At 59.0% G+C, this 25,935-nt stretch carries 24 protein-coding genes; 9 read left to right on the top strand and 15 right to left on the bottom strand.

Annotation, left to right across the window (positions count from 1 at the left end; translation table 11 throughout):
* Positions 1-41: 41 nt before the first annotated feature.
* The 7 genes from AC2FJF_RS19705 to AC2FJF_RS19675 all read right to left on the bottom strand — a co-directional run bounded on the left by AC2FJF_RS19705 (position 42) and on the right by AC2FJF_RS19675 (position 6,638).
* Positions 42-299: a DUF2339 domain-containing protein gene (locus tag AC2FJF_RS19705; RefSeq protein WP_496726858.1), complete on the bottom strand. Its 258-nt coding sequence runs from the start codon at positions 297-299 to the stop codon at positions 42-44.
* Complete coding sequence (locus AC2FJF_RS19700) at positions 236-2,740, bottom strand: DUF2339 domain-containing protein (protein WP_496726857.1); 2,505 nt, start codon at positions 2,738-2,740, stop codon at positions 236-238. Before AC2FJF_RS19700 ends, AC2FJF_RS19705 begins: the two co-directional genes overlap by 64 nt.
* Positions 2,741-2,841: 101 nt before the next feature.
* Entirely contained in the window at positions 2,842-2,967 is a 126-nt protein-coding gene (locus AC2FJF_RS19695; protein WP_496726856.1) for a hypothetical protein, read from the bottom strand.
* 56 nt (positions 2,968-3,023) lie between these two features.
* Complete coding sequence (locus AC2FJF_RS19690) at positions 3,024-3,734, bottom strand: VIT1/CCC1 transporter family protein (RefSeq protein WP_496726855.1); 711 nt, start codon at positions 3,732-3,734, stop codon at positions 3,024-3,026.
* Positions 3,735-3,788: 54 nt separating this feature from the next.
* Positions 3,789-4,778 (bottom strand): YcjF family protein, encoded by a 990-nt coding sequence (locus AC2FJF_RS19685; RefSeq protein WP_496726854.1) that lies wholly within the window; start codon positions 4,776-4,778, stop codon positions 3,789-3,791.
* A complete protein-coding gene (locus AC2FJF_RS19680) occupies positions 4,771-5,226 on the bottom strand; it encodes a GNAT family N-acetyltransferase (protein WP_496726853.1) in 456 nt (151 codons plus the stop codon). The genes AC2FJF_RS19685 and AC2FJF_RS19680 overlap by 8 nt, the downstream gene beginning before the upstream one ends.
* The gene (locus AC2FJF_RS19675) at positions 5,223-6,638 is read right to left on the bottom strand and encodes a YcjX family GTP-binding protein (RefSeq protein WP_496726852.1); all 1,416 of its coding nucleotides are present in this window, start codon (positions 6,636-6,638) and stop codon (positions 5,223-5,225) included. Before AC2FJF_RS19675 ends, AC2FJF_RS19680 begins: the two co-directional genes overlap by 4 nt.
* A 107-nt stretch (positions 6,639-6,745) precedes the next feature.
* On the opposite strand from AC2FJF_RS19675, the gene truA reads away from it, so the two are divergent.
* Entirely contained in the window at positions 6,746-7,513 is a 768-nt protein-coding gene (gene truA / locus AC2FJF_RS19670) for a tRNA pseudouridine(38-40) synthase TruA (RefSeq protein ID WP_496726851.1), read from the top strand.
* Here truA and AC2FJF_RS19665 read toward each other — a convergent pair.
* The 4 genes from AC2FJF_RS19665 to AC2FJF_RS19650 form a co-directional block, all read right to left on the bottom strand.
* On the bottom strand, positions 7,510-8,451 hold the full coding sequence (locus AC2FJF_RS19665) for a nickel/cobalt transporter (RefSeq protein ID WP_496726850.1): 942 nt from the start codon (positions 8,449-8,451) through the stop codon (positions 7,510-7,512). The two genes, truA and AC2FJF_RS19665, sit on opposite strands and share 4 nt — an antisense overlap.
* Positions 8,436-9,083 (bottom strand): DUF1007 family protein, encoded by a 648-nt coding sequence (locus AC2FJF_RS19660; protein ID WP_496726849.1) that lies wholly within the window; start codon positions 9,081-9,083, stop codon positions 8,436-8,438. The genes AC2FJF_RS19665 and AC2FJF_RS19660 overlap by 16 nt, the downstream gene beginning before the upstream one ends.
* Positions 9,084-9,157: 74 nt before the next feature.
* Positions 9,158-9,958 (bottom strand): thioesterase family protein, encoded by an 801-nt coding sequence (locus AC2FJF_RS19655; protein WP_496726848.1) that lies wholly within the window; start codon positions 9,956-9,958, stop codon positions 9,158-9,160.
* 14 nt (positions 9,959-9,972) lie between these two features.
* A complete protein-coding gene (locus AC2FJF_RS19650) occupies positions 9,973-11,208 on the bottom strand; it encodes an acyl-CoA dehydrogenase family protein (protein WP_496726847.1) in 1,236 nt (411 codons plus the stop codon).
* A 127-nt stretch (positions 11,209-11,335) separates the two neighbouring features.
* Between AC2FJF_RS19650 and AC2FJF_RS19645 the strand changes: the two genes are divergently transcribed.
* Entirely contained in the window at positions 11,336-12,271 is a 936-nt protein-coding gene (locus AC2FJF_RS19645; RefSeq protein WP_496726846.1) for a 2-hydroxyacid dehydrogenase, read from the top strand.
* A 7-nt stretch (positions 12,272-12,278) separates the two neighbouring features.
* Here AC2FJF_RS19645 and AC2FJF_RS19640 read toward each other — a convergent pair whose 3' ends face one another.
* Entirely contained in the window at positions 12,279-12,635 is a 357-nt protein-coding gene (locus AC2FJF_RS19640; protein ID WP_282152597.1) for a hypothetical protein, read from the bottom strand.
* Between the two features lie 175 nt (positions 12,636-12,810).
* Between AC2FJF_RS19640 and AC2FJF_RS19635 the strand changes: the two genes are divergently transcribed.
* From AC2FJF_RS19635 to AC2FJF_RS19625, 3 genes are all read left to right on the top strand, one after another.
* The gene (locus tag AC2FJF_RS19635) at positions 12,811-13,644 is read left to right on the top strand and encodes a bifunctional allantoicase/(S)-ureidoglycine aminohydrolase (protein WP_496726845.1); all 834 of its coding nucleotides are present in this window, start codon (positions 12,811-12,813) and stop codon (positions 13,642-13,644) included.
* Positions 13,645-13,732: 88 nt separating this feature from the next.
* The gene (locus AC2FJF_RS19630) at positions 13,733-14,056 is read left to right on the top strand and encodes a hypothetical protein (RefSeq protein ID WP_496726844.1); all 324 of its coding nucleotides are present in this window, start codon (positions 13,733-13,735) and stop codon (positions 14,054-14,056) included.
* A gap of 54 nt (positions 14,057-14,110) precedes the next feature.
* On the top strand, positions 14,111-15,097 hold the full coding sequence (locus AC2FJF_RS19625) for a type I glyceraldehyde-3-phosphate dehydrogenase (protein WP_496726843.1): 987 nt from the start codon (positions 14,111-14,113) through the stop codon (positions 15,095-15,097).
* A 94-nt stretch (positions 15,098-15,191) separates the two neighbouring features.
* On the opposite strand, the gene AC2FJF_RS19620 is transcribed toward AC2FJF_RS19625, so the two are convergent.
* Both AC2FJF_RS19620 and puuE read right to left on the bottom strand, forming a co-directional pair.
* Positions 15,192-15,680 carry an ureidoglycolate lyase gene (locus AC2FJF_RS19620; RefSeq protein ID WP_496726842.1) on the bottom strand — a complete coding sequence of 163 codons (489 nt, stop codon included), beginning with the start codon at positions 15,678-15,680 and terminating at the stop codon, positions 15,192-15,194.
* The gene (gene puuE, locus AC2FJF_RS19615; RefSeq protein ID WP_496726841.1) at positions 15,677-17,095 is read right to left on the bottom strand and encodes an allantoinase PuuE; all 1,419 of its coding nucleotides are present in this window, start codon (positions 17,093-17,095) and stop codon (positions 15,677-15,679) included. The genes AC2FJF_RS19620 and puuE overlap by 4 nt, the downstream gene beginning before the upstream one ends.
* A gap of 161 nt (positions 17,096-17,256) precedes the next feature.
* Here puuE and uraH point away from each other — a divergent pair, with 161 nt between their 5' ends.
* The gene (uraH, locus tag AC2FJF_RS19610; RefSeq protein ID WP_496726840.1) at positions 17,257-17,613 is read left to right on the top strand and encodes a hydroxyisourate hydrolase; all 357 of its coding nucleotides are present in this window, start codon (positions 17,257-17,259) and stop codon (positions 17,611-17,613) included.
* Positions 17,614-17,646: 33 nt separating this feature from the next.
* On the opposite strand, the gene AC2FJF_RS19605 is transcribed toward uraH, so the two are convergent.
* Positions 17,647-18,570, bottom strand: a complete 924-nt coding sequence (locus tag AC2FJF_RS19605; protein ID WP_496726838.1) for a LysR family transcriptional regulator — start codon at positions 18,568-18,570, stop codon at positions 17,647-17,649.
* Positions 18,571-18,666: 96 nt separating this feature from the next.
* Between AC2FJF_RS19605 and AC2FJF_RS19600 the strand changes: the two genes are divergently transcribed.
* The 3 genes from AC2FJF_RS19600 (at position 18,667) to AC2FJF_RS19590 (ending at position 25,930) form a co-directional block, all read left to right on the top strand.
* A complete protein-coding gene (locus AC2FJF_RS19600) occupies positions 18,667-19,890 on the top strand; it encodes a urate hydroxylase PuuD (protein ID WP_496726837.1) in 1,224 nt (407 codons plus the stop codon).
* Positions 19,891-20,105: 215 nt separating this feature from the next.
* Positions 20,106-21,854, top strand: coding sequence for an autotransporter assembly complex protein TamA (locus AC2FJF_RS19595; RefSeq protein ID WP_496726836.1), 1,749 nt, complete (start codon positions 20,106-20,108; stop codon positions 21,852-21,854).
* Positions 21,851-25,930, top strand: a complete 4,080-nt coding sequence (locus AC2FJF_RS19590) for a translocation/assembly module TamB domain-containing protein (protein ID WP_496726835.1) — start codon at positions 21,851-21,853, stop codon at positions 25,928-25,930. The genes AC2FJF_RS19595 and AC2FJF_RS19590 overlap by 4 nt, the downstream gene beginning before the upstream one ends.
* Positions 25,931-25,935: the final 5 nt, after the last annotated feature.

Below are 25,935 nucleotides of genomic sequence, written 5' to 3'. Positions count from 1 at the left end.
GCCATCCGGTCATACATGCCGGGCTTATAGGACGCCCGCGCCTAATGGTCCAGAGGTTCCGCCCCATGCGGCGAATGGCGCAGCGTGGCCCACCGGTTCAGCCACGCCAAACCGGCCAGCGCAAGGCCCAGCGCCAGCAGTGAGAACACCCGGATCAGCCCCCCCAAACCAGCGATATCGACCAGGAACACCTTGGCCACGGCAAGCCCAATGACGACCAACCCCGCCTTGCGCATCATGTCCGATCGACGGGCGAGTGACTGATAGAACAGGCCCGCACCGACCAGCAGTAGGGCCATGGTGTAGGTGTATAGCTCGGGCTGCGAAACACCGTTGCCTTCGTACATACCGCTGGCCCCTGCCAGACATGGCGAATGGTCAAGCCCAGCCAGACGGCACCCAAGGCTGTTGCCAGACCGAAGCACCCTTGTTTCCATCGCGGGTGCAGTGCAGGCAGCCAAGCAGCCGACAGGGCCAATACAATGGCGGGCAACAGGTAAGCCACGGCGAGGGTATTCAATATTGGCACCCCAAGAACCGGATCAGCTTGGGCATTCAGCAATGGGTTCGCTTCGGTCAGCGCCTGCGCCAGGCGAACAACACCATGTGCCGCAAAGAACAACGCCAGCCCGTAGCGCGCATAATTCAGTTTTCCGCCCAATTCGAACCGCCGCACCTGCGCGCAGGCCAGCAGCAGCCAGATCAAGGACAAAAGCCCCAGCCCCCAGTGGCTGTCATGGGCACCGCCGTTGCCAAACCCTTCGAGCCAGCGCAGCAACAGCAAGGACAGCAAGATACCAGCGGTGGCCCAGGCGGCACTTTCCAAAAGCAGCGCGATGACCGGACGGTTCAATGGGCGCAGGATGGCCCAGGCCGCCAGAAATCCAACAGCAGCTGTGGCATAGACAAGCGCCATTTCTGCGACCGGTGCCGAGTTTGCCCAATCCAGACCGGGATTCAGTACAAGCCGGAGCGTGACAGTGAAGACGCCAGCCCAGATGAACCAACCCATAGGTGGAAGATCAAAGCGCCGATCCAGCACCGCCGCGGCCACGATCACGGCCACAAAAGCAATTGTCAGGGCAGCCGAACTTAGGACAATCACGCAGGCAAAGGTCAGGCAAGACAAAGCCGACAAGGTCACCAAAGCCGCCCGCAGCCGGTTTTCGCCGTCGACGCGCGCGAAACGCCCGGCCAGAACAACCATCATCACCGCCAATGCAACCGCATGCAACGCCCACGGATAGGCTCCGATAACTTCATCGGGATGCCATCCAAGCTCCAGCGCGATTGCCAACAACGGTGCAAATACTGCGGCAGCGCCCGCCCATACAGCCCAGTACTCGGTTGCGCGAAACGATCGCCAAGCTGAAAGGCCTGAGATCAATGCACCCAGTGCCACCAACAGGGTAACCGCCCACGGGAAATCCGCCTCGGCGGTTTCGGCATAGGTTTCAGCGAAGCGGCGCGCGACAGAGCCGTTGTCCCACCCTTGGATCAGTACGAACCAAGTTAGACCAGCGGCTGGCAGTATGGTCAGGTCTTGCAGGGCCCGCGCCTGGCTTGCCCAGGTCAGCAAACCCAGCGTCAGGCCTGCCAACAGCATGATTCCCAGCCAAAATTCGGCCGCTGAGTCTGGCCAGTGTATCGCCAGGATTACTGCGCTGACGCTCACCGCGCCAAAGGCAAGGCGTGTCGGAAACTCTGGCCACTGGAGGCCTTTTTGAATGACAATGATCTCACTGATCATACGCCCCTCGTGATCTGGCCAGATCCGCCGCACGGGGATCGCGATCGCGATAACCGCCAATGCGGTTACGCCGACGAGATACCCCGGCTCGGTCGCCGGTGCCGAAAGCACCAAAAGCAGGCACGCGGTATAAGCCCCGACTAGCGTCAGAACGGATATCCACCCCCAGCGCCGCACAGTGTCGATCCCCAACCCAAGGACGGCGATCACAAAGAAATAGCCGTACAACCAGCCGGGGTCGGTCGAGGTCCCGCCCACCACGAAGGGTGACGCAAACGCACCAATCAAACCGACGGCCGCCAGCAAGGGGCCGTGGAACCAGCCCAAAACAAGCCCCACAAGCGCAACAGCAATCATGGCAATCAAGGCCGCTTCGGGACCAAGCAGATCGTACAACTGCCTTGCAGCCAGCAAGCCACCGAACAGCGTCACCAGCCCGGCCCCAGAAAAGACCGATGGCAGGTAAGCCGTGGCCGAAGACTCGTCATCGCCATACTTCCGACGGATCACCTCACCCGCGCCGATCAGCGTTGCCCCGAACATCAGCGCCGCGATAACGCGCATCGTTGGTGACAACAGCCCGCTTTCGACCCCGTATTGGACCAAAAAAACACCCGCCAGCGCCAACGAAAGGGCAGAAACCGCGTAGAACCAGTTCTCTCGCAGCCAGGCGCTCAGTGCGGCGACACGGTCGTCACGCACCGTCATGGGTGCGGGTGCTTTCTGCGGCTTGGGTGCTGAGTCGCCCTCGTCCGTGACAACCTCAGGCGATTTTGGTTCGACGACTGGCCAAGGCGATTCTATTATTTCTGCGGCTTGCGTTGGTTCAGGGGCCGTTTCCTGCGTCGACAAATCGCCCCCAAGCACGCGAACCTGCTGTTCAAGCTGCTCCACCCGGCGGCGCAGTCGAACCTGGGATACCAAGAGAACAAGGATGGCCACCGGGATGGCCAGAACGATCAATCCAACGAGTACGAGCAGCGATTCCAACAAAGGCCTCCGGGCATATGTGCCGTCAACCTAGCCGGGTGTCGGTCTGCGCAACAGTCCGAAAAACCGTGTTTTTTGCGGGCTACGCAGTTCAGAACGCCTTATCCCCAGCCAAGGGACAGTCCGGCAACCATCAACCAGATGATGACCAACACAGCGGCAATCGAACCAGATGAGAAACAGGCGTCGACAGGATGTAGCCATCGCAGGATCAGATCCGGGTCCATCAACGACTTTGAAATACTGACAATCTACACCGCGCGCCCAGCGGTACTTCTTATCACTAGGGATGGAACAACGAGCCAACAAAAAACGCCATCAGTGCGGCCGCGCCGCCGATCGCAAAAGTCTCTAGACCTGACCACCACCACGGAGCCAGTGACCATCTGCTTTTTAAAGCTCCGATGACAAAAAAGACCGCCATGGTCATGATAATCGAGAGATGAAAGGCCCGATCGAACGACAGCAGAAACGGCAGCAGCGGGACCATGCCGGCCACAAGAAACGCCAAAAACGTTGCCATCGCGGCTTTGAACGGGTTCGGATCGACGCTGCCCAATCCGTATTCACCCTCGATCATCAGATTTATCCAATTGTCGCGGTTGGCTGTGATGGCATCCGTCGCCTCATCCAAAACGCGCCCCGACAGGCCCTTTTGCGATAAAATCACCCGCACTTCATCCCGCTCGCCTTCGGGGTACAGTCTGATGTGACGTTCTTCGATGGACCGGATGCGGCGGATATTGTCCAGCTCAGCCTTGGTGCCCGAGTAATTACCCGCCGCCATGGAAAACCCGTCCGCCAGTACATTGGCCAGTCCCAATGCAACGATAATAAACGGTGACAGGCCCGCCCCAGCTACACCCGCCACAATGGCAAAGGTAGTTACGGACCCATCGATCCCACCATAGACCACATCCCGCAAAACACCGCGACCTGGTGGCGCGTTGATGCGTTCTGCAATCTCTTGCTGGCTGTGTCCGTGATCGGTCATGGCTGGCTCTGACACTGTTATGCACGACAGCCAACCACTGTACCTTGCGTCAGGTCAAGTTTTGGAAAACAAGCCAGCCAGAGCACGTTTGATGATGCCGCGGGTCGATGGCTTGTGCCGATCCGAGAAGGGCAGCGGACGGCAGACCTCCATCGCGGCGACCCCGACTCGCGCACTCAACGCGCCGTTGACCAGCCCCTCGCCGAACCGGCGCGACAGTTTGCTAAGGATTGATCCCCCAAGCACAGGTTCCAGCAGGTCGTCTCCCACGGCCACCGCCCCGGTGGCCACAAGGTGCACGAACACGGCCCGCGTCAGTCGCCAACTGCCCAAAAACCCTGCGCGCCCGCCATAGATTTCCGCGATACGCCGGATCATCCGCAAAGAAGCGGCCAGCGCGGTCGCAACATCCGCAAGCGCCAAAGGCACCAACGCCGTCACCGTTGCAACCTGACGCGCGGCAGCCTCGACTTCGCGACTGGCAGCGACATCCAGCGGGGCCAGCAGCTCGTCCTCGGCCAGGGTCAGCAGACCAGACGCGTCAAATTGTTCGTCGATCCGTTCGGACAGCCGATCGCGCCCCCAACGGGTTTCGTCTCGGCCTTTGTAAAACGAGATCAATCGGTTCGTGACTGCGCGCGCCTGCGCAAGATCATCCTCAGCCAACGCAGTATCGGCCGCGTGACGCATCCCGTCCACGCGGGACAACCGTCCGATTGCGGCCAGCTCGCGCACAGCGATGATCAATGCGACCAACACCAGCGCTGCAAACAAACCCGTAATCACCCATCCTATGATCGGCGCGCGGAGAATCAGGGAATTCACAAAGTCCCAAGCCGCCACTGAAACAACAGCCCCAAGCGCGGCAAGCGCCAAACCCCAGAACCACCGCGACAGGGTCGAAGGTTTGTGCGCCGCCAAACGCGCCGCACCTTGCATCGCCTGACCCTGAGGTTGTGCGATATCCGGGACCGGAGGTGCTTGCGACACATCAGCCGCGGGTTCATCACCCTCCAGATCAATCAGAACCGGCCCCTTAGCCATTGGCTGCTCCTTCACTGTTCCAGACATACTTGATGTCCGGGAGGTTCTCGTCGTTGTCAGCGCCATCGCTTCGTGCTACCTCGACAAAGCCGTTGCGCTCGTAAAACCGGCGTGCGGAATGGTTGGCCTGAAAGGCGAACAGAGACAATTCGGACTGGCGGGACTTTGCATATTCAAGCAAATGCCGACCAGTCCCCCGTCCACGCGCGTCGGGAGACAGATAAAGCGAGTGAATTTCGGTGCCATTGAGCGCCAAGAACCCAATCACCCCGTTTTCGGTTTCGGCCACAGTCATCCATTCCAAATCAATCATTCGACCGCAAAATGCGATGGTTTCCGCCCGTGAATGCAGTTTCGGCATCCACTCGTTTTCAATGGCGAAACCGTGCAAAATCTCTCCGGCTACACCGGCATCTGTGCTGCGGGCAGGACGCAGGACGACGGTCACAGCCGGTCTCCGATCAGAAACTGGGCGGCCCGGTCCAACCGGATATGAGGTGGGCCATCACCGGGCCGCAAGGTCAGGTGCGCTGGTGCAAAGGCCATGAACTCGTAGTCCTCACCCAGCCAGCCGTCGGACCCGTTACGCGCCGGACCGAGCAGATGCGACGGGTCTTCGGGCAGGTCTCCGGGATAGAAAGCCGCCTGTTTGCCGCTGTCCAGCAACGTTCCCCGCACGCAGGGCAGTTCGGCCCCATTATGAGTGCGAATTTCTTCGGTCGTTGCCCTTAAAGAGGCGAGGGATAGTGCCGCTGTCTCTGCGCCGGCGAAACTGGCGCGGTCGCGCGCCTCGCGGGTCAGGGCCTCCATGATGTTTGTCAGGCGGTGATGTTGCAAGTGATGCAAATGATCGGCCTTGGTGGCTGCAAACAAGATACGCTCGACCCGCTTACCCAGCAGCAACTGGCTGAGCCATGCATTTCGCCCCGGTCGGAATGCCGACAGGATATCGGCCATCGCGCGGCGCATATCTTCAACCGCCTGCGGACCGTTGTGGATTGCGCCCAGCGCATCTACCAGAACCACCTGCCGGTCGATCCGGGCGAAATGGTCACGGAAGAAAGGCTTTACGACCTTGGACTTGTACGCTTCGTAGCGGCGGGCCATCTCATGATGCAGGCTGCGCCGTGGACTGTGATCTTCGACCGGCAAGGGCGCAAATGTCAGCACCGGGGACCCGGCCAAATCGCCCGGCAGCAGGAACCGCCCGGGCGTGCAGTCATAGAACCCGGCGTCGCGCGCAGCGTTCAGGTATAAAGCGAATTCTTGGGCCAGTGATTGTGCTTTGGGTTCATCATGACTTTCGGATGGATCAATGGCCTTTGCCAGCGACAAAAAGGTCGTAGCCTCTGCTCGATTGGCGATGCGCTCCAGCGTTTCCTGCGACCAGTCCTCGTAGGTTTTGTCCAGCAATGCCAAATCCAGCAGCCATTCGCCCGGATAGTCCACGATATCCAGATGGATGGTTCGCGGGCCCTGCAGCCCCGATAACAGACCGGCGGGGCGTGCCTTGAACGACAGGCGCAGTTCGGACACGGCGCGCGTACTGTCCGGCCAGTGCGGCTGAGGTCCGGTCAAGGCTGTCAGATGATTTTCATAGTCGAAACGCGGCACAGTGTCGTCCGGCTGGGGCTGCAGGTAAGCCGCGTTGATCCGCCCTTCCTGCTGCGCCACTAGGCCGGGCATCCGCCCGCGATCGAGCAGGTTCGCGACCAGCGATGTTATGAAAACCGTTTTCCCCGAACGGGCCAACCCGGTGACGCCCAGTCGGATCACCGGCTCAAACAATGCCTCAGACACGCGGTCGCCGACGGATTCGACACCGCGCGCCAAACTGTCTGCCAAAGATGAGATGACCAATCTGTCGCCCCGCTTTTATCGTTTCCCCCAAGATAGGTAGCGGCTGTCGGACATACCAGCGCTTTCCCGCTCTTGCCCGTTGCGACGCAGCGCGTTACCAGCAGCGCATGCCTAGATACGCACTGAAAGTCGAATACCAGGGGGAACCGTTTGCCGGGTGGCAGCGGCAAAAAGATCAGCCGTCTGTTCAAGGGGCAATCGAACAGGCTCTGTCGCGCATCGAGCCCGGCGATCACACCATTGCCGCCGCTGGTCGCACGGATGCAGGCGTACACGCGCTGGGACAGGTTGCTCATTGTGATCTGACCAAGGAATGGGACCCTTTTCGATTGTCCGAGGCGCTGAACTATCACCTCAAACCGCAACCCGTAGCCATCGTTAAAGCCGCACGTGTGGATGACGACTGGCACGCGCGTTTTTCAGCGCTCGAACGGCAATACCTGTTTCGTATCCTAATGCGCCGTGCCCCGGCAACCCACGACGCCGGGCAGGTCTGGCAGATCAACCATCAGTTGGACGTCGACGCGATGCAGGCGGGCGCGGATATGCTGATCGGGCGGCATGATTTTACCACGTTCCGTTCTTCGATTTGTCAGGCTGCAAGCCCTGTCAAAACCCTGGATGAGCTGAGCGTCGAGAAAATTGACGGTTTTTCAGGGCCAGAGATACATTTTCACGTTCGCGCCCGGTCCTTCCTGCACAATCAGGTGCGCAGTTTTGTCGGAACTCTGGAACGTGTCGGTGCCGGCACCTGGACGCCCGAGGATGTGCGGGATGCGCTGGAAGCCTGCGACCGAGCCGCTTGCGGGCCGGTTTGCCCGCCGCAAGGTTTGTATCTGGCGCGGGTCGGATATCCGGAACCGGTTTTCGATTAAATCGCGCGCAGAAGCAGGCCACATGCAATCACAGCGATCAGCAGGCCTGCCACAAGCTCAATAGTCGGAGCCAGAACCGAGGCAAATCGCGTGGCCGAAGCCGAGGCCAGAAGCCCTCCGCGCAGTCCGAACGACGTCCAACCGACCAGAGTTGTGACGGTCGCCGTGCCCAGCGCCATTGCGAAAGCGCCAGCAATGCCGACCATCGCGATACCCATCTGCCACGTCAGGATCAGAACAAAGAGAGCTCCGGTACAGGGGCGCGCGGCAATTCCTGCGATCAACACCACCGCTTCACGCAGGCTACCGACTTGGGCCACTTCGTCGGCAGTAGGGCCATGGCGATGCCCACAATCAGAACAGACACCATGGTCATGGTCGTGATGTTCGTGACCGTCATCGTGCGAGTGGTCGTGGCCATGATGATGCACGTTTTCGCTGCGATGGCGTCGCGCAAAACTGCGAATGGACCGAAAGATCAACCACAAACCGATCGCTGCAATGGCGCCATAGCTGATCGGGGCCATAACCTTTTCAGTCGTGTCGACAAGGCTTGCCCGAGACATTTGGAACACCAGTACCCCGGCATAGACCAGAACCACTGCCGTCACCGCCTGCCCCAAGCTGGACAACAAGCTGATCGCGGACAGGCGCAGAAAGGCCACGTTGCGACCCAATCCATAACCGCCGATCAGTACTTTGCCGTGGCCAGGACCGATGGCGTGAAAAAAGCCGTAAGCAAAACAGACTGTCAGCAGCGTTGCCACGGCCTCGGGTTGTTCCGCACGCGCGGCGCGCAAAGCGCGGGCGATCTGGTTCTGAAACTCCCGCTGCTCACCAGCGGCCCAAGCGGCCAAATGGTCAAAACCACCGCTGCCCCAAAACCACAGCAACAGACCAACGGCGATGGCTACAGGAACAATCAGGTACTTGGACATGAAAGACGGACCTCGGTCGCAAAGCTTTCCCCAACCAGGGGGATATCGTTTTCTTCAAGGTCATAGTCGGCGTCCAAGGTCTGTAGGAACGCCTGCATCTGCGCCAGTTGCCCGTCAATATCCGCGTCAATCCGGCTGATCTGACAAGAGGTGGGTCCAGATACCGATACCGGGCGGGTCACTTCATAAGCCGTGTAGTAAGATTCATCATATGCTTTTGCGACGACTGCGGTTGCCGGCACTCCACCGCCTTCCACCGCGCGCAGGTGGGTTGTCACGATACGGCCATCCTCGGTGGTCGCTTTGGCCTCCATCGGCCCTGACAAATCGACCGGCGCACCATCGGCGAACACCACGAGATCGCCATTATATCCTTCGACCCACTGGGCATCAAAGCCGGACAGAAACTTTTCTTCGCTCTCGGTCAGAATGCCATCGGAATCCTGATCCAGCTTCATATCTTCAAGCTGAAACAAAGAGAAAAGCTCATCATACGCCCAAGTTACCCTGACATGGGTCAACTGGCCGCTATCATCCACAATAAATTCCAGCCCGGTGTCGATAAAGACATGCGGGTGGGCCAATACCGGAACCGGCAGGCAACAGGAGAAAAGGGTTATGAGCCATCGCATAGGCAAAAGATAGGGGCTTGGCCCGTGCCCGGCAACGTGTTTCGACAGACCCGTGCAGGAACTGGCCAAACCAGTCACTTCGGCGGGAACAAAACCAGTGTCTGCAACGCTGTTCCGACCGGGCCTTCGGTGTCGAACAGAACCGATTGCGACATCCCTATTCCTGAAGGTTGCCAATGAGATACGGACTGCGAGGCCAACCAGTCCGATTTGGGTTCACGATGAATCTGGACCGTCAGATCGGTGTTCATGAACCCCATCTCCGACGTCGGTGCATTCCACGAGATCCCGTTGCCACAATCCGACAGCGGGCAAAGCGCCTGAATCGGCGATTGCGCCTCGCCTTCCAACAGCTTCGGGGTAAGCATCCAGATTGTCTTTGGACCGGCTTTCTGGTTGCCACCCTTGGGGTAGAGAATGTTCGAATGGTTTGCGAACCCCGGCAGGTCATGGCGCGTTTCGCCAATCGGAAACGGGCCTGTCACCGCGTCCTCAAAGCCGGGTGTCGCAAGCGAGACGTTGGGAACCGCCCCCAAATCGCGACGCACCATATGCATCGTGGTGGCCGTAGCGCATAGTGTATCGTCCAGATCGTGCACCGTGACACGTGTGGTCGCTAACGTTTTGGTATGGCGCGTGGTCTCCGCGGCAACCCGCAGACCTGTCAGCGGCAGAGGGCGCAGCAAATCCACCGTCAGCCGGGTCAGCATTTTTTCCGGCCCGACCTCTGTTTCAGCCGCGCGGACGATCAGCCCCGCGACCGGACCGGCATGACAATGATCCGCAGACCAAGGCCCGCGTGCGGGATCATTGCCGACAAAAGCTCCGTCAGCCCGAACGTGGAAATAGGCCTGTTCCTTCAGATCCGGTTTCAACACCACCTAAAACCTCAGACTTTTTCCTGCGTGTGCTTTTTCAACTCGGCCCGCGCCACCTGACGGCGGTGGACCGCATCCGGCCCGTCGGCCAGCCGCAAAGTACGCACATGGGTCCAGGCCGTCGCCAGCGGCGTGTCCTGACTGACCCCCTGCCCGCCGAACATCTGAACGGCCTCATCGATGACTTTGAGTGCGACACGCGGGGCGACGACCTTGATCTGGCTGATCCAGGGTGCCGCCGCACGGGCATCGCCCTGATCCATGTACCAGGCAGCCTTCAGGCACAGCAAGCGCGCCATTTCAATCTCCATCCGGCATTCGGCAATGATATCGAAATTCGCCCCGAGTTGCGCCAGTTTCTTGCCGAAGGCTTCGCGCTGCAGCGACCGTTTGCACATCTGTTCCAGCGCCGTTTCAGCCTGACCAATTGCGCGCATACAATGGTGGATACGGCCGGGCCCAAGGCGACCTTGCGCGATCTCGAACCCGCGGCCTTCGCCCAGCAGGATATTCTCGGCGGGAACCCGAACGTTGGTAAAGCGAATGTGCATGTGGCCGTGCGGGGCATCATCGTGGCCGTAAACCTGCATCGGTCGCAGAACCTCGATCCCTGGCGCATCGGCAGGCACAACAATCATCGACTGCCGCTTGTGTTTGGGTTGCTCGTCACCTGCCGTCTTGACCATGACGATATAGACCTTGCACCGTGGATCACCCGCCCCAGATGACCACCATTTTTCACCGTTCAGTACATAATCGTCCCCGTCCCGCACACAGGACATCGATACATTCGTAGCATCCGATGACGCCACGTCCGGCTCTGTCATCAAATACGCGGACCGGATATCGCCGTTCAGCAGGGGTTTCAGCCACTGCTCTTTCATCTCGTCCGTGCCATAGCGCTCGAACACTTCCATATTACCGGTATCGGGGGCCGAACAGTTGAACACCTCGGCCCCAAGAGGCGTTTTGCCCATCTCTTCGGCGAAGTAAGCATACTCGACCGTGGTCAAGCCAAAGCCCTTGTCGCTGTCTGTCAACCAAAAGTTCCAAAGTCCGGCAGCCTTGGCTTTGGCTTTCAACCCTTCGAGGATTTCAGCCTGACGTTCGGTGTATTGCCAGCGGTCGCCCTTATCGATTTCGGCCTGGTATTCTTCTTCCAGCGGCATGATCTCATCCCGGATCATATCTGCCACACGTTGTAGCAGTGCGCGATTTTCTTCGCGCAGACCGAATGACATGTTCATGAGCTTTCCTCCTCAGGCCCAAAGAGCGGGCTTTACCTTTGAACAGAGAATGACTTAGCTGCCGATGGAATGTCTAGCTGTGTGACGGAACGTCAACTCAATCAAAATGAAATTGCGAGGGTGATTCATGGCGCTACTGATCGAAACCGGTCTGACCGACTGGATAAGCGATGATGACATCGCCAAAACGATCCGAAACATAAACCCCGGCGCGGATGTGCGAACCCGGGAAACGATTGGAGATGCAAGCGAAATCACCATGGTCGCTGTTGTCGGCCTGAACAACGACCACCCCAAACGGCTGCCGAACCTGCAACTGGTCCAGAAACTGGGCGCGGGCGTTGAAACGATTGTTGGCAACCCGAGCCTGCCCGATCATGTCCGTATCGCACGGCTCAAGCCCGATGCGCCCGCGCAAGGTATTGCCGAATGGTTTGTCGCTTATGTCCTTCACCATCAACGGAACATGGCATTTCACGAAGCTGCCCAGCGCAAGGCAGAATGGGTGCCCAAAGCCCCGATATTCACGCCGGACACAGTAGTGGGCGTTCTGGGCCTGGGCCATATCGGCGCCCGCAGCGCCAGGATGCTGCGCGCCATCGGTTTTCAGGTCATGGGGTGGAGCCGATCCCCGAAAGAGATCGAGGGTGTCACTTGCCTACATGGCGAGGATGCGCTGCCGACGTTGCTAGGCCAATGCGACCACGTTTGCGCCATTCTGCCGTCCACGCCGCAAACCGTCGGCTTGTTCGACGCGCAGATGCTGGCCGCCATGAAGCCCGGAAGTCAGCTGTTGAATGCGGGGCGTGGTGATCTGATTGACGAAAATGCGCTGATCGAAGCCTTGGACCGTGGAACGCCGGGCCACGCCGTTCTGGACGTAACCAGTACAGAACCCTTGCCCTCAGACAGTCCGCTCTGGGCACACCTTGGCGTCACAATCACTCCGCATGTTTCTGGCTGGCACTTAGGCGAAGCATTGGCGGACGTTGCAGAGAATTTCCAACGGTTGTCCGCAGGGAAGCCCTTACTGCACGAAGTCGACCGCACACGCGGCTACTGAGTCGAAATCAGGGCGTCAGAACCCAGTTCCCGCCGGCGTCCCGGCAGTTGCGGGTTCTGACTTCGCGTGATTGTTCGGCCCCGGCAGGCACAATGAAATGCTGAAGATGCACGCAATTGTCCCGAACCTCGCGCACCCGGACAGTACCTTTTGATCCGGTGTCGTCGTTCGACCAGTTACGTTCGGTTCCGACCTGAGGCGTTCCATCTGCCAACATCGCATTGGTCGTGGCGTTGACGACACTGTAGTCCTCGGGGCTCAACCCCATTTCAGCGATGATTCTCGAAAGTGGCTTGGCCTGTGCCAGTGAAACCGCGCCGATCACAACGGCTGCTGCAAAAAAGGGTGAAATCCAGGCTTTCATGATCTTCTCGCCTTGCTGAAATAAGTTTGGTCACAAGACTATACCGCCGGGGCACGGGGGCCAAGCCCCGCTGGCCGACCTTCAAATAATACCGAACAAACCTATCGCGACTCGAGTGCTAGGACCGCCGCGCCAATCGCCTCATAGTGCCTCAAACACGAACCAGAGGCATGAAATGGCACAGCCCACCTATTACGCGCCCACAGGCGGACACCCCGGACAAGACCAGCTGTTGACCGACCGCGCCATGTTTACCGACGCCTATGCGGTTATCCCCAAAGGCACCATGCGCGACATCGTCACCAGCAACCTACCGTTCTGGGAAGGCACCCGGCTTTGGGTTCTGTCCCGCCCCCTCAGCGGATTTGCCGAGACGTTTTCGCAATACATCATGGAAGTTCAGCCCGGCGGCGGCAGCGACCACCCTGAAACTGACCCTCAGGCGCAGGGCGTTCTCTTTGTTGTCGAAGGTGAGGTGACCCTGACATTAGGCGGTGCTGTCCATGTCCTCGAAACCGGCGGATACGCCTATATCCCGCCCGGATCGGATTGGACACTGCACAACAGCGCCGAAAAAACCGCCCGATTCCACTGGGTTCGCAAAGCCTATGAAGCCGTTCCCGGCCTGCCTGCTCCAGATCCGATCATCACCAACGAACGTGATGTATCGCCCGTCGAGATGCCCGGAACTGAGGGGCGCTGGTCCACGACCCGATTCACCGATCCGCAGGATCTGCGTCATGACATGCACGTCAACATCGTCAACTTCGAACCTGGCGGCGTGATTCCCTTTGCCGAAACCCATGTCATGGAACACGGGTTGTACGTGCTGGAAGGCAAGGCGGTCTATCGGCTGAACCAGGATTGGGTCGAGGTAGAGGCCGGCGATTACATGTGGTTGCGCGCCTTTTGCCCGCAGGCCTGCTATGCAGGCGGACCTGGGCGCTTTCGCTATCTGCTTTACAAGGATGTGAACCGGCACATGCCGCTTATGTTGTCCAAACGCTAGGCTATTAAACGCTTTTTTCGGTCAGGGGTTCACAGAAGCGCGTGAATCTGGTGAAATGATAGCGGATTTTAGCACTGGAGATTGTTCAATGGTACTGCGTGTAACGATGCTGGCACTGGCTGCTGCGATTGGTTTGACAGCATTTGATGCAACGCCTGTCGCCGCAAAGGAAGAAACCAAGCAGGTTTTTGTCATGAGCCGCACCTGGGCGGTGACACAGGTCTCGGACGCTCCGGTCGTGTACCGCGCGACGCGCGACAACAACAACCTGAACCCCTTTGGCCCACCGCCGCGCCTGCGCACCATTCAGGCCATGGCCGCCTTTCAGCAAGCGACCGGGTGCAGACCGATCGTGGCCAGCATGTATCAGAACATTTCGGGTCAGTTCTTTTCGCAGGTTAGTTGCAACTGACCATAAGTCACAACGGGCATTGAGCTATTGGCAGCGCGCTGCCATAGCTTGCGCATGAAACTTGCAATCAACGGATTCGGCCGTATTGGCCGCACAATCCTGCGGCAGCTGCTGGCTTTGCCGCAGGACACGGATATCGAGCTGGTTCTGATCAACGACATCGCCCCGCTTGAGACTTGCGCATACCTGTTCAAATATGACAGCACCTTTGGCCCCTACCCCGGCACAGTAGAACAGGGCGACGCGGCGATCGTCGTCGATGGGCGCACAATCCCCATGACGCACAGCCCCAATCTGGCACATGTCGATCTGGCCGGTGTCGACGTTCTGATGGATTGCACCGGCGTTGCCCGTACCTCGGATGTGGCCAGTCAGGGCCTGACCGCCGGGGCTCGCAAGGTGCTGATCTCTGGCCCCTCGCCCGCGACCGAAATCACAATCGTTCTGGGGGCCAACGAAGATCAGTTGGGCAACGCTCGCATCGTGTCCAACGCGTCTTGCACAACCAACGGGCTTGCGCCCTTGGTCAAAGTGTTGGACCAGATTGGCGGGATCGCGTCAGCCCATATGACAACGATTCACTGCTATACGAACAGCCAACCAATGGTGGACGCACCACGCGGCGATCTGGCCCGTTCGCGCGCCGGCGCGCTGTCTATGGTGCCCACCACATCCAGCGCCACCCACCTGATCGACGACGTCATGCCGCATCTGGCCGGGCGCATCTCGGGCGCTGCTGTTCGGGTCCCGACGGCCAGTGTATCCGCCATTGATCTGGTGGTGACGCTGGATCGCGGAATGTCACCCGACTTGTTCGAAGCCGAACTGCGCGCAGCCGTCCAGACATCGCCCGTGCTGGGTTGGACAGATCACCCTCTGGTCTCGTCAGACCTGCGTACACGCCCAGAGTCACTGGTTATCGCAGGACCCGAGACACGTATGGTCGGTGAACATCAGGTCCGTGTTTTCGGCTGGTATGACAACGAATGGGGATTTTCGGCACGCATGTTGGATGTTGCCCGCCTTATGACAGATGGCTGAATGTGCGCGGGCGCAGCGGGCGGGCTTGCCCGCGCGCTGCTTGGCCCAACGGGTCACAAGCATCTTTGATGCGCATTGACCGGGCGGGAGAACCCTATCCACCTATGATCTCGAACGGCGCGTCAAACCAGAACTCCTCCAGATTAGCCCCCCCACCAATCCGATCAATCACAGCGAATAAGCCGGGTCCGTACAATGGGGTCAGCACCCCATGCCAAGTGCCGCGAAAATAGTTCACACCCTGTCCGGGCTTGGTCACAAATGCCTGCGGATGTCCGGGCCGCCCGCCCTCATCCGGGGCCACGACAACCAGAAAAGGCTGATGTGTCATTGGGATGAAAGCCTGACTACCCTCGGGGTGACGCTCTACCATATCCAGTTGATAGGGCAAGGATCGCGGATTGGCGTTGAACAGGCTGATACCGGCGCGCCCGTCTGTGAAATCCAGTCGCGCCAGATCATGGTAGCGACCACATTGCCCTTGATTGATGATCTTGTCCGGATCACCGGTCACTTCGATGACATCACCGAATGGGGCAAATGCCTTGGCCGTCAAAGGCGCAGTCCCGACTTGCGCGCTCATGAGGGTAAAATGTCCCGCAACCGGAATTCGGCGATCCGCTCGACCTGACGGCAAGCCTCTGCGAATTCGGTGTCTTTATCCTGATCGATCCGCCGTTGAAACGCCTGGAGGATGGACGCTTTGTCGTGATCACGCACGGCGATGATAAACGGAAAACCGAATTTCTCGGTGTATTTCTTGTTCAAGCCCGTGAACATCGCACGCTCATCATCTGTCAGAGCATCCAACCCGGCCGAAGCCTGCTCGGACGTGCTTTCCTGCGTCAGCCGCTTTGCCTGCGCCAGCTTTCCGGCCAGATCCGGGTGCGCGATCAGGACACCCATCCTTTCGTCCGCAGAGGCGGAGCGGAACATGCGGGTCAATGCACTGTGCAGCCCTCCGGCCGTGTCATGCGCCGGCCCCAATTCCAACTCATACGCCCGTTCGGCAATCCAGGCGGAATGCTCGAAGATGCCACCATACGCCGCCACGAACGCATCGCGATTCATCTGGGCAGTTTTCGGATGCGGCACCGCCGGATGGTGTTCGGCCCAGTGCTCGGCGATCTGCAACCGTGTCGCAAACCAGACATCGGAAAAGCCGCGCGCGTATTCCAGAAACCGTTTCAACGCCATCACCCGGCCCGGTCGTCCGATCAGGCGGCAGTGCAAGCCAATCGACAGCATCTTGGGCGCTCCGCCCTCGCCTTCGGCGTAAAGCGCGTCAAAGCTGTCCTTGAGGTAAGAATAGAACTGGTCACCCGCGTTGAAGCCTTGCGGCGTGGCAAAGCGCATGTCGTTGCAATCCAGTGTATAGGGCACGATCAACTGATCCCGCCCACCGGTCTGCATCCAGTACGGCAAGTCGTCCGCATATGTGTCGGCCACATAGGCAAAACCACCCTCTTCTGCCACCAGACGAGCGGTGTTTTCCGAACAGCGCCCCGTGTACCAACCGCGCGGACGTTCCCCGACGACTTCGGTATGTAGGCGGATCGCCTCGGCAATCTGTGCGCGCTCTTCGTCTTCGGGCATGTCTTTGTGTTCGACCCATTTCAGGCCGTGGCTGGCAATCTCCCAGCCCGCAGCCTTCATCGCGGCCACCTGATCCGGCGAGCGGGCCAGAGCAGTCGCGACACCGTAGACCGTGATCGGCAGATCCTGCATCAACCGGTGCAACCTCCAGAATCCGGCGCGCGCGCCGTACTCATAGATCGACTCCATGTTCCAATGGCGCTGGCCTGGCCATTGCGCGGCCCCCACGATTTCGGACAGAAACGCCTCGGACGCTGCATCGCCGTGCAGAACACAGTTCTCGCCGCCCTCTTCGTAGTTCAGCACGATCTGAACGGCCAGCTTTGCACCGCCTGGCCATTGGGCGTCTGGCGGGTTGGCACCGTAGCCAATCATGTCACGAGGATAGCGAGGGGGCTGCATGGCATCTTCCATTCTTGAACTTTTGAATAGCTTTACCTCAGAAACACGCCGATGATTATCAAATCAATCCGAACGCTGTTTCCGGTTCTTTCGGCATTTCCACTGTTTCGGACTTTGCGCCACACTGTGACAAAGCAAAAGACAAATCAAAGGAGAGACCTGTGGCTGGCTATCTGACAACCCATGTTCTGGACACTGCACGCGGCTGCCCGGCTGAAGGGTTGAAAATCGCACTCTATCGGGTGTCGGGGAACTCCCATCGCAAAATCGCCGAGATGGAGACCAATTCGGACGGGCGCACAGACAGCCCAATCTTGCCACAAGACTCGTTCAAAACTGGCACTTACGAGCTGGTTTTCTTCGCAGGAGACTATCTGCGCGCCTCAGGTCAAGCTGCTGAGGACCCGCTGTTTCTTGATCAGGTGCCGCTCCGGTTTGGCATGTCTGATGCCGACGCACATTATCACGTGCCTCTGCTGCTTTCCCCTTACGGCTATTCGACCTACCGGGGCAGTTGAACCGCGGGATGGGGTTGCCGCTAAGCGGCAGCTTTATGTGTCAGCAGTTTCCGACCCACGCACGACCTTGCCGATCCGCGCAATCATGAAATCCATGAACAAACGCGCCTTAGGGTCCTGATGGCGGCGATGGGTGTACAGGCAGGCCATTTGAACAGACACCGGCGGCGTTTCGACCGCAACGGGGACCAGACGCCCCGAACTGAGGTGTTCGGCCACTTCAAAAACCGGTTTCATAGCAATCCCTTGCCCCGACAGCGCCCAGTCGGTCAGCACATCACCGTCGTCACATTCGAACCGGCCAGAGACTGCGAACCGCTTGGGACCGTCGGGCGTTTCCAATTGCCACTGAAACTCGGTCGCGCCGGGAAACCTCAGGTTCAGGCATTCATGGCGCTGGGAAACGAGGTCCGTGCCCGTTGCAGGCATGCCCCTGCGTTCAACATAGGCCGGAGCGGCACAAAGCACGCGCTGGCAGTCGGCGATCTTTCGAATACGCAGAGTACTATCTTCAGGCTGGCCGATGAAAAAGGCCAGGTCCAAACCTTCGGTCGTCAGGTCAACGGATCTGTCCGTCAACCGCAAGCGTACGTCGATCTCGGGATATTCCGCAAGGAAATCAGGTACGTGTGGCGCCAAAACCCTGCGCCCGACCCCTAGTGGAGCAGCCACAAACAACGATCCACGCGGCGCTTCGGTCAGGTGGACGACCTGCGCTTCGGCATCGTCCACCGCATCCAGAACAGCCACGGCACCGGGATAGAATGCCCGCCCCTGCTCTGTCGGGCTGAGGTTGCGCGTCGTTCTTTGAAACAGGCGCACGCCCAGATGATCTTCCAGCTGAGATATCCGCGCCGACGTCACCGCTGGCGAGATTCGCAAGTCTCGCCCTGCAGCGGACATGCTGCCAAGGTCGTAAACCCTGACAAAGGTGCGGATGTTGTCTAGATAGGACATCTTTTCGTTTTTTTTGATACAGTTTGACAATATCAGGGAATACCGAAGAAAGTGCCCTTTGCCTAGTGTGACGGCAACCAATCGGAGAGCTTTCTCATGTACGACTTCGCCGTGTTCTGGGACTGGATGGCTTTTGCCGTGCGCTGGCTGCACGTTATTACCGCCATTGCCTGGATCGGATCCTCATTTTATTTCATCGCACTGGACCTTGGTCTGAACCGCGACATCCCCGGCCCGGCGGATGGCGAGGAATGGCAAGTACATGGCGGCGGCTTTTACCACATTCAGAAATACCTAGTTGCGCCCGAACGGATGCCGGAACACCTGGTTTGGTTCAAATGGGAAAGCTACGCGACCTGGCTCAGCGGGGCCGGATTGCTGATGATCGTGTACTGGGTCGGTGGAGAATTGTATCTGATCGACGCGCAGAAAGCCGATCTTGCGTTGTGGCAAGGCATCCTGATCTCGGCCGCCTCGCTAACAGTTGGTTGGCTGATCTATGATTTCCTGTGCAAATCAGGTCTGGGTGAACGTCCGACCCTTCTGATGGTGCTTCTGTTCGTGCTGCTGGTTGTTATGGGCTGGGGTTACAATCAGGTTTTCACCGGTCGCGCCATGATGCTGCATCTGGGGGCATTCACTGCTACGATCATGACAGCCAATGTGTTCTTCATCATCATGCCGAACCAACGCATCGTGGTCGACGATCTGAAGAACGGCCGCACACCTGATCCAAAATACGGCAAAATCGCCAAGCTACGGTCGACGCATAACAACTATCTGACTTTGCCGGTCGTGTTCCTGATGCTGTCGAACCATTACCCGCTGGCCTTTGCGACGGAATACAACTGGATCATCGCGGCGCTGGTCTTCCTGATGGGCGTGACCATCCGGCACTATTTCAACACACGCCACGCACGGGCAGGCGATCCGACCTGGACGTGGCTGGTCACAGCACTGTTGTTCATCGCTATCATGTGGTTGTCTACCGCCCCTATGTACAAACCTCTGGAGGAGGCCGAAGCACAGCCGCTGACACCATTTGAACAGAAATATGCCGCCGCCGATGGATTTGAAGAGGCCCATGACATCGTTCTGGGTCGCTGTTCAATGTGCCACGCACGCGAACCGGTGTGGGAGGGCATTTTGTGGGCGCCAAAGGGCGTATTGCTGGAAACTGAAGGCGACATTGCCCGCAACGCCCAGCAAATCTATCTGCAGGAGGGGGTCAGCCATGCGATGCCCCCCGCAAACGTCACCTACATGGAGCCCGAGGACCGAGAAGCAATCATCCGCTGGTTTCGCAACGCAGGTTCCTGATCCCGAGACCGATCAATCACACAGGTCGCAAAATTCAGGCGACGCTGGATTTAGTCTTTTCCTGCAAGGACTCTGATGCTCTAACATGAATGTAATCAGCCGTTGATTTGCAAAAAACGGCAAATGTGATTTCGAGTTGGGGCAGTTGGAGCTATCAGATGCCGGGGAGCAGGCCGCGCGCCTTTTTGAAGAGATGCCTTCTCGGCGCGATTGCAATGACCCTGCCGACCGCATTGGCCGCGCTGGAAACCACCTTAACAGCTCCGGGTGCTTCAAAAGAGCTTGTCGAGCGGATGGAGGAAACCTCCTCGGTTACGACGGCCGAATCTCGCGGGCTGGACACGCCGCTTGAGATCTTGTCGGCCGCGCTTTCGGATTATCGCACTCTCGTCCAGATTCTTTATGACGAAGGGTATTTCAGCCCAGTCGTAAGCATCAAACTGGACGGAAAAGAAGCAGCTGAGATCAGCTCGCTCAGCGTACCGGCGCAGATCAATAGCGCGGTTATCACGGTCAACACCGGCCCCAAGTTCACCTTTGGCGAAGCCATCGTACAACCGATCACGCCCGAAACAGTTCTGCCCGAGGAGTTTGCGGTCGGCAAACTCGCGACCACCGGCGCGATCCAACAAGCTGCGTCCGCTGGCGTGCAGGGTTGGCGCAATGCGGGTCATGCCAAGGCCGAAGTCGAAGGCCAGAAAGTCATTGCCCGCCATGCCGAGGCCAAGCTGGATGCCGAGATCGACCTTACCCCCGGCCCGCGCCTGAGATTTGGCAAAATGATCATTAAGGGCGACACCGATGTGCGCCACCGGTCAATAGAAAAGATCGCCGGGTTTCCGGCAGGCGAAGTATATTCGCCAGAGAAAATCCAGAAGGTCGGCACACGGTTGCGGCGGACCGGGACCTTCAACGTTGTTTCGATTGAAGAGAGGGACACTCCGAACCCGGACGGCACATTGGATTTCGACGCGACGTTTGAAGATTTACCCAAGCGCCGACTGACCTTTGGCGCCGAGATCGCGTCGCGCGACGGGGTAGACTTGACCGCGACCTGGACGCATCGCAACGTGTTTCGGCGTGCCGAACGCCTGCGGTTCGAGGCAGCAGTCCGTAATATCGGCGGTGCCGAGGATATCGACGGCCGGATCGGCCTGCGTCTGGATCAGCCCGACAGGCTTGGCCCCGATGACAACACATTCTGGAACGCGCTGCTGGAACGGCGAAATACCGAAAATTACAATGTCACCGTTGCGTCACTGGCCTATGGTGCCCGGCGCACGTTTTCTGATCGGCTTTATGCCGAGGCCTCAGCCGGGTTTCAGTGGTCCAGCGCGGATGACGCCTATGGCGATGACCGCAGGTTCCGTTATTTCATCCTTCCATTGCGGTCGGAATGGGACGAGCGCGACAGTAAGGTCAGCGCAACGCGCGGCTTTTTTCTGGACGCGCAGATCACGCCCTTTGCTGGTCTGTCCGAAACCGAAAGCGGCATACGCATGTTTTTTGACGGGCGCGGCTACACCAGCCTCGGCACCGGCGGACGGCTGGTTCTGGCTGGGCGCGTACAGCTGGGATCAGTGCTCGGGCCGTCGCCGGACGGTGTAACGCCAGACTTCCTGTTTTTCTCGGGCGGTGCCGGAACGGTTCGCGGCCAACCTTACGAAAGCCTGGGCATCCCCGTCGGCACCGGTATTGCAGGTGGCAAATCCTTCCTAGGTCTTTCCGCCGAGGTGCGCGGCAAAGTCACCGAAGCCATATCGCTGGTCGGGTTTTATGACTACGGTACGGTGGACACATCCTCATTCATTGGCAGCGGTGCAGAATATCACGCCGGTGCCGGTCTTGGTGTGCGCTATGATCTGGGCGGGTTCGGTCCACTGCGGCTGGACCTTGCTGTACCTGTTCAAGGTGACACGGGCGACGGGCTGCAGTTTTACATCGGGATCGGACAAGCATTTTGATTGGACGTCGCGCATATCCGTTATTGATCTCGGGGCTGATGCTGTCTGCCCCTCTACCACTTGCCGCGCAGGAGGAAGGCGGCAGCATGCTGGAGAACTTCCTGCAGGATACGCTCTCTGGCGACGACCAAAACGTGACTGTTAAGGGCCTGCAGGGCGCGCTGAGCGCCCGCGCGACAATTGAAGAGATCACAGTTGCCGATGATGAAGGTGTTTGGCTGACCATCAAGGACGCCGAACTTGACTGGAACCGTCTGGCGCTGATCCGCGGCCGATTTTCGGTCAACTCTCTGACCGCGCAGGAAATCGATATTGCCCGTGCGCCGGGCACAACGACCAAGGAAGAACCGCCCGCTTCGGCGGAAACGCAACCGTTTCAACTGCCCGAACTGCCGGTTTCCATCGAAATCGGTGAAATTCGGGTGGATGACCTCTCGCTTGGTGAACCGCTGATCGGTGTCGCCGCCGACCTCAGCGTCACGGGCAACCTGACGCTGGCAGATGGGGCGCTGGACACCAATCTGGATGTAATCCGACTTGATCGCGCAGGGGATGAGATCAAGCTGGCGGCTGGTTTCCAGAACTCATCAAGTGAGATCAATCTGGATTTACAGGTGAACGAAGCCTCTGGCGGTCTGATATCAACCGCGCTGAAGATCCCTGACAGTCCACCGATTGGCCTGACGGCCAAGGGCGCGGGTCCGCTGTCGGACTTTACCGCGGATATCGGGCTGAGCAGCGACAACCAGATGCGCGTCACAGGACAGGTTCAGCTTCAGGCGGCCGAGGGCGGCGCAGCGGACGGTATTGCGTTCACCGCGGATCTGAATGGCGATCTGACACCCTTTCTGGGCGAGGACGTCGATCCGTTCTTCGGCCCAAAATCACGGCTTTATGTGGACGGCCAGACCAAGCCCGAAGGCGCGCTGGACATCTCGGATCTGGAACTCACCACGCAGGCGCTGGATCTGAAAGGTGAATTGCAACTGGCTGAAGGCGGCACTTTGCAACTGGCCGCGCTGCAAGGGCGCATCACCCCGACAGATGGGGAAGCCGTCGTACTGCCGGTAGCAGGAGGCGACACATCGCTCAAGGCGGCACAAATTTCGGCCCTGTTTGACCGCCAGAACGGCAACCTTTGGGATCTGAGCCTGACGGCCAACGAATTCGCGTCTCCGCAGGCCAAGCTCGGTGATGCCCGGATCACCGCACAAGGCACCCTGGATCAGGGCGAGGTTCTGACTGTCGATGGCGACGTACAAATCGCGGTCGGCGGGATAGATATGGCCGATGACGCGCTGACCACGGCCTTGGGCGATCGCATCACGCTTGATGGCCAGTTCGACTACAGCAGCGACCAGTCCCTGAAACTGTCTGGGTTTGAGCTTGTGGGCTCTGACTACACTCTGGCGCTGGACGCGCTGATTGCCGGTTTGACCAGCGGCTTGACGGTCGACGGGACGGCCAAGCTGGACGCGACTGATTTGTCGCGCTTTTCGGACCTCGCCAAGCTGGATCTTGGCGGGCAGGTGTCGGCCAGTGTGACCGGAAAAGGTTCACCGCTGGAACGCAGCTTCGACGGCAAAGTCGTCGTCCAGGGCCGCGACTTGTCTACTGGCCGTGACGATATCGACCCGGTGATCACCGGAGAGACCACGATCACACTGGACGCAAGCCGCGGCACAGACGGCATTACCATCCGCGAGTTTGATCTGGACAGCGAGGCTGCCAAGGCCGTAGCCAGCGGCGTTGTGACAACCCCGGACGGCAACCTGACCATTGACGGCCAGGCTCGGGTCAACGCGTCAGATTTGTCTGTTTTCTCGGGCTTGGCAAAACGCGATCTGGGCGGTGCGCTGCAGGCGACCGTAAACGGCAAAGGCACGGTACAAACGCTGGAGTTTGATGGTACAGCCAGTGTGATTGGTCAGAACATCAAAACAGGAATGTCTGATATTGACCCGTTGCTTACCGGCAGAACCGAGATTGAATGGGACGGTGCCAGAACCGCAGACAGTATCGAAATCCGCAACGCAACCGTGAACGGTCGCGCCCTGAGCGCGCAGGTTCAGGCGACCATAGACGATCCCTCCGGCGATCTGTCGGCTGATGGTCAAGCGCAGATGAGCGTGCCAAACCTTTCGTTGTTTTCCGGTTTGGCCGGGCGTGACCTGGCGGGTTCTGTCGCTGCGAACGTGCAAGGCAATGGCACATTGGCCACCCGAGCATTCGAACTGAAGGGCAAACTAGACGCGAACGATATTCAAACCGGTATCGACGCCGTGGACAAGTTGATCCAGGGTCAGACGACGCTGTCGGTTGATGCTCAGAACGGAGAAGATGGCCTTAGCATCCAAACATTCCGCCTGAACGGAACGGCCATAACTGCCACAGCATCGGGAACGCTGGATCGTCAGTCGGGTGGCTTGGATTTCTCGGTCAAGCTGGACGATCTGGCACGGGTGATGAACACAATGTCTGGTCCGCTGACTCTGGACGGAAACGTGGCCCCGACATCTTCGGGCGTAGAAGGCACGGTCAACCTGAATGGTCCCGACAGTTCGTTCGCCAAACTTGCCGGGACGGTGGACAGCGATGGATCGGCGGATCTGGATTTTGACGCCAAGTTCAACCGGATCGAGCGTTTTTTGCCTGAATTTCCCGGTACCGTAGCCGCCAATGGCAGCGCCAAGCGCAACAAGGGTGTTTGGACAATCGACGCAACGGCCGACGGACCCGCAGATATCAAAAGCAACGTCTCGGGAACGTTTGACGAAAGCACCGGTGAAGCCGACATGAAGGCAGTCGGCGGCGTCAATCTTGGCATCGCCAACATCTTTATCACGCCCAACAAGATCGAAGGCAGCGCCCGTTATGACCTGACATTGTCGGGTAAACCCGCGCTGGAATCTCTGTCCGGTTCGATCACCACTTCCGGTACGTCGCTGGCAATTCCCGGCGCGGGACAAACGATCACAGGCATCAGCGGATCGGTCCAACTTGCAAACAGCCGCGCCACTATTTCCCTGAGTGGCGGACCACGAGCAGGCGGCAATTTTGCCGTCAGTGGGCCAGTAGACCTTACGCCACCATTCAATGCCAATATCACGACTGCCCTTAACAGCCTCGTACTGACCGATCAGTTGCTTTATGAAACCACGCTGAACGGACAAATTGCTATGACCGGGGCGCTGGCGGGTAACAGCTCGATCGCTGGACAGATCACGTTTGGCGAAACCAATATCAACCTCGCGGCTGCATCAGGTGCCGTGGGGGCGGCACCCATTCCGGACATCGTGCACGTAAACGAAAGTCAGGCGGGCTATGTCACCCGTGAGCGCGCTGGTCTGGTCGAAAAAGAAGGCGCAGGCAAAAGCGCTTCACGTATCGCGCTGGACGTCAGTCTTTTGGCGCCCAAGGCCGTGTTTGTCCGCGGGCGTGGTGTCAACGCAGAGTTGGGAGGAAAAATCCACATCGGCGGCACCACTACCTCGGTCATTCCATCCGGTCAGATCGAGCTGATCCGTGGTAATTTTGACATTCTTGGCCGCAGACTGGCACTGACCAAAGGCATTGTTACGTTGCAGGGGGACCTGACGCCCTATATCGAGTTCGAGTCCTCGACCAGCACCTCTGACGGCACCGCAACGATCGAGATCGCCGGGCCACTGGATTCGCCCGAGGTCAACGTCTTTTCCGACCCCGAGCGCCCGGCGGAGGAAGCGCTGGCAATGCTGTTGTTCGGTAATCGCTTCTCAGAGTTGTCACCGTTCGTAATCGCTCAGATGGCGGCCTCGCTGGCGCAACTCAGCGGCGCTGGCGGCGACGCGACCAAAGGCCTGCGCGAGTCAACGGGCGTCGACACCGTGGACATCGGCGTGTCCGACGGTGGCGCGGGCCGGCTCGGCGCCGGAGCGTATCTGAGCGACAACCTCTACACCGATTTCACCGTCAACACAGAAGGCGACACCGAGGTGAACCTGAACCTGGACGTTACCGACAGTTTCACTGTGAAAGGCACCGTAGATGGACGGGGTGAGACTGGTGTTGGGGTCTTTTTTTCGCGCGACTACTAAGCAGG

It is taken from the genome of Ruegeria sp. CDSB013, from assembly GCF_059611165.1.
Note: the sequence above shows the minus strand (reverse complement) of the source record. Positions and strands in the feature narration are given on the sequence as shown.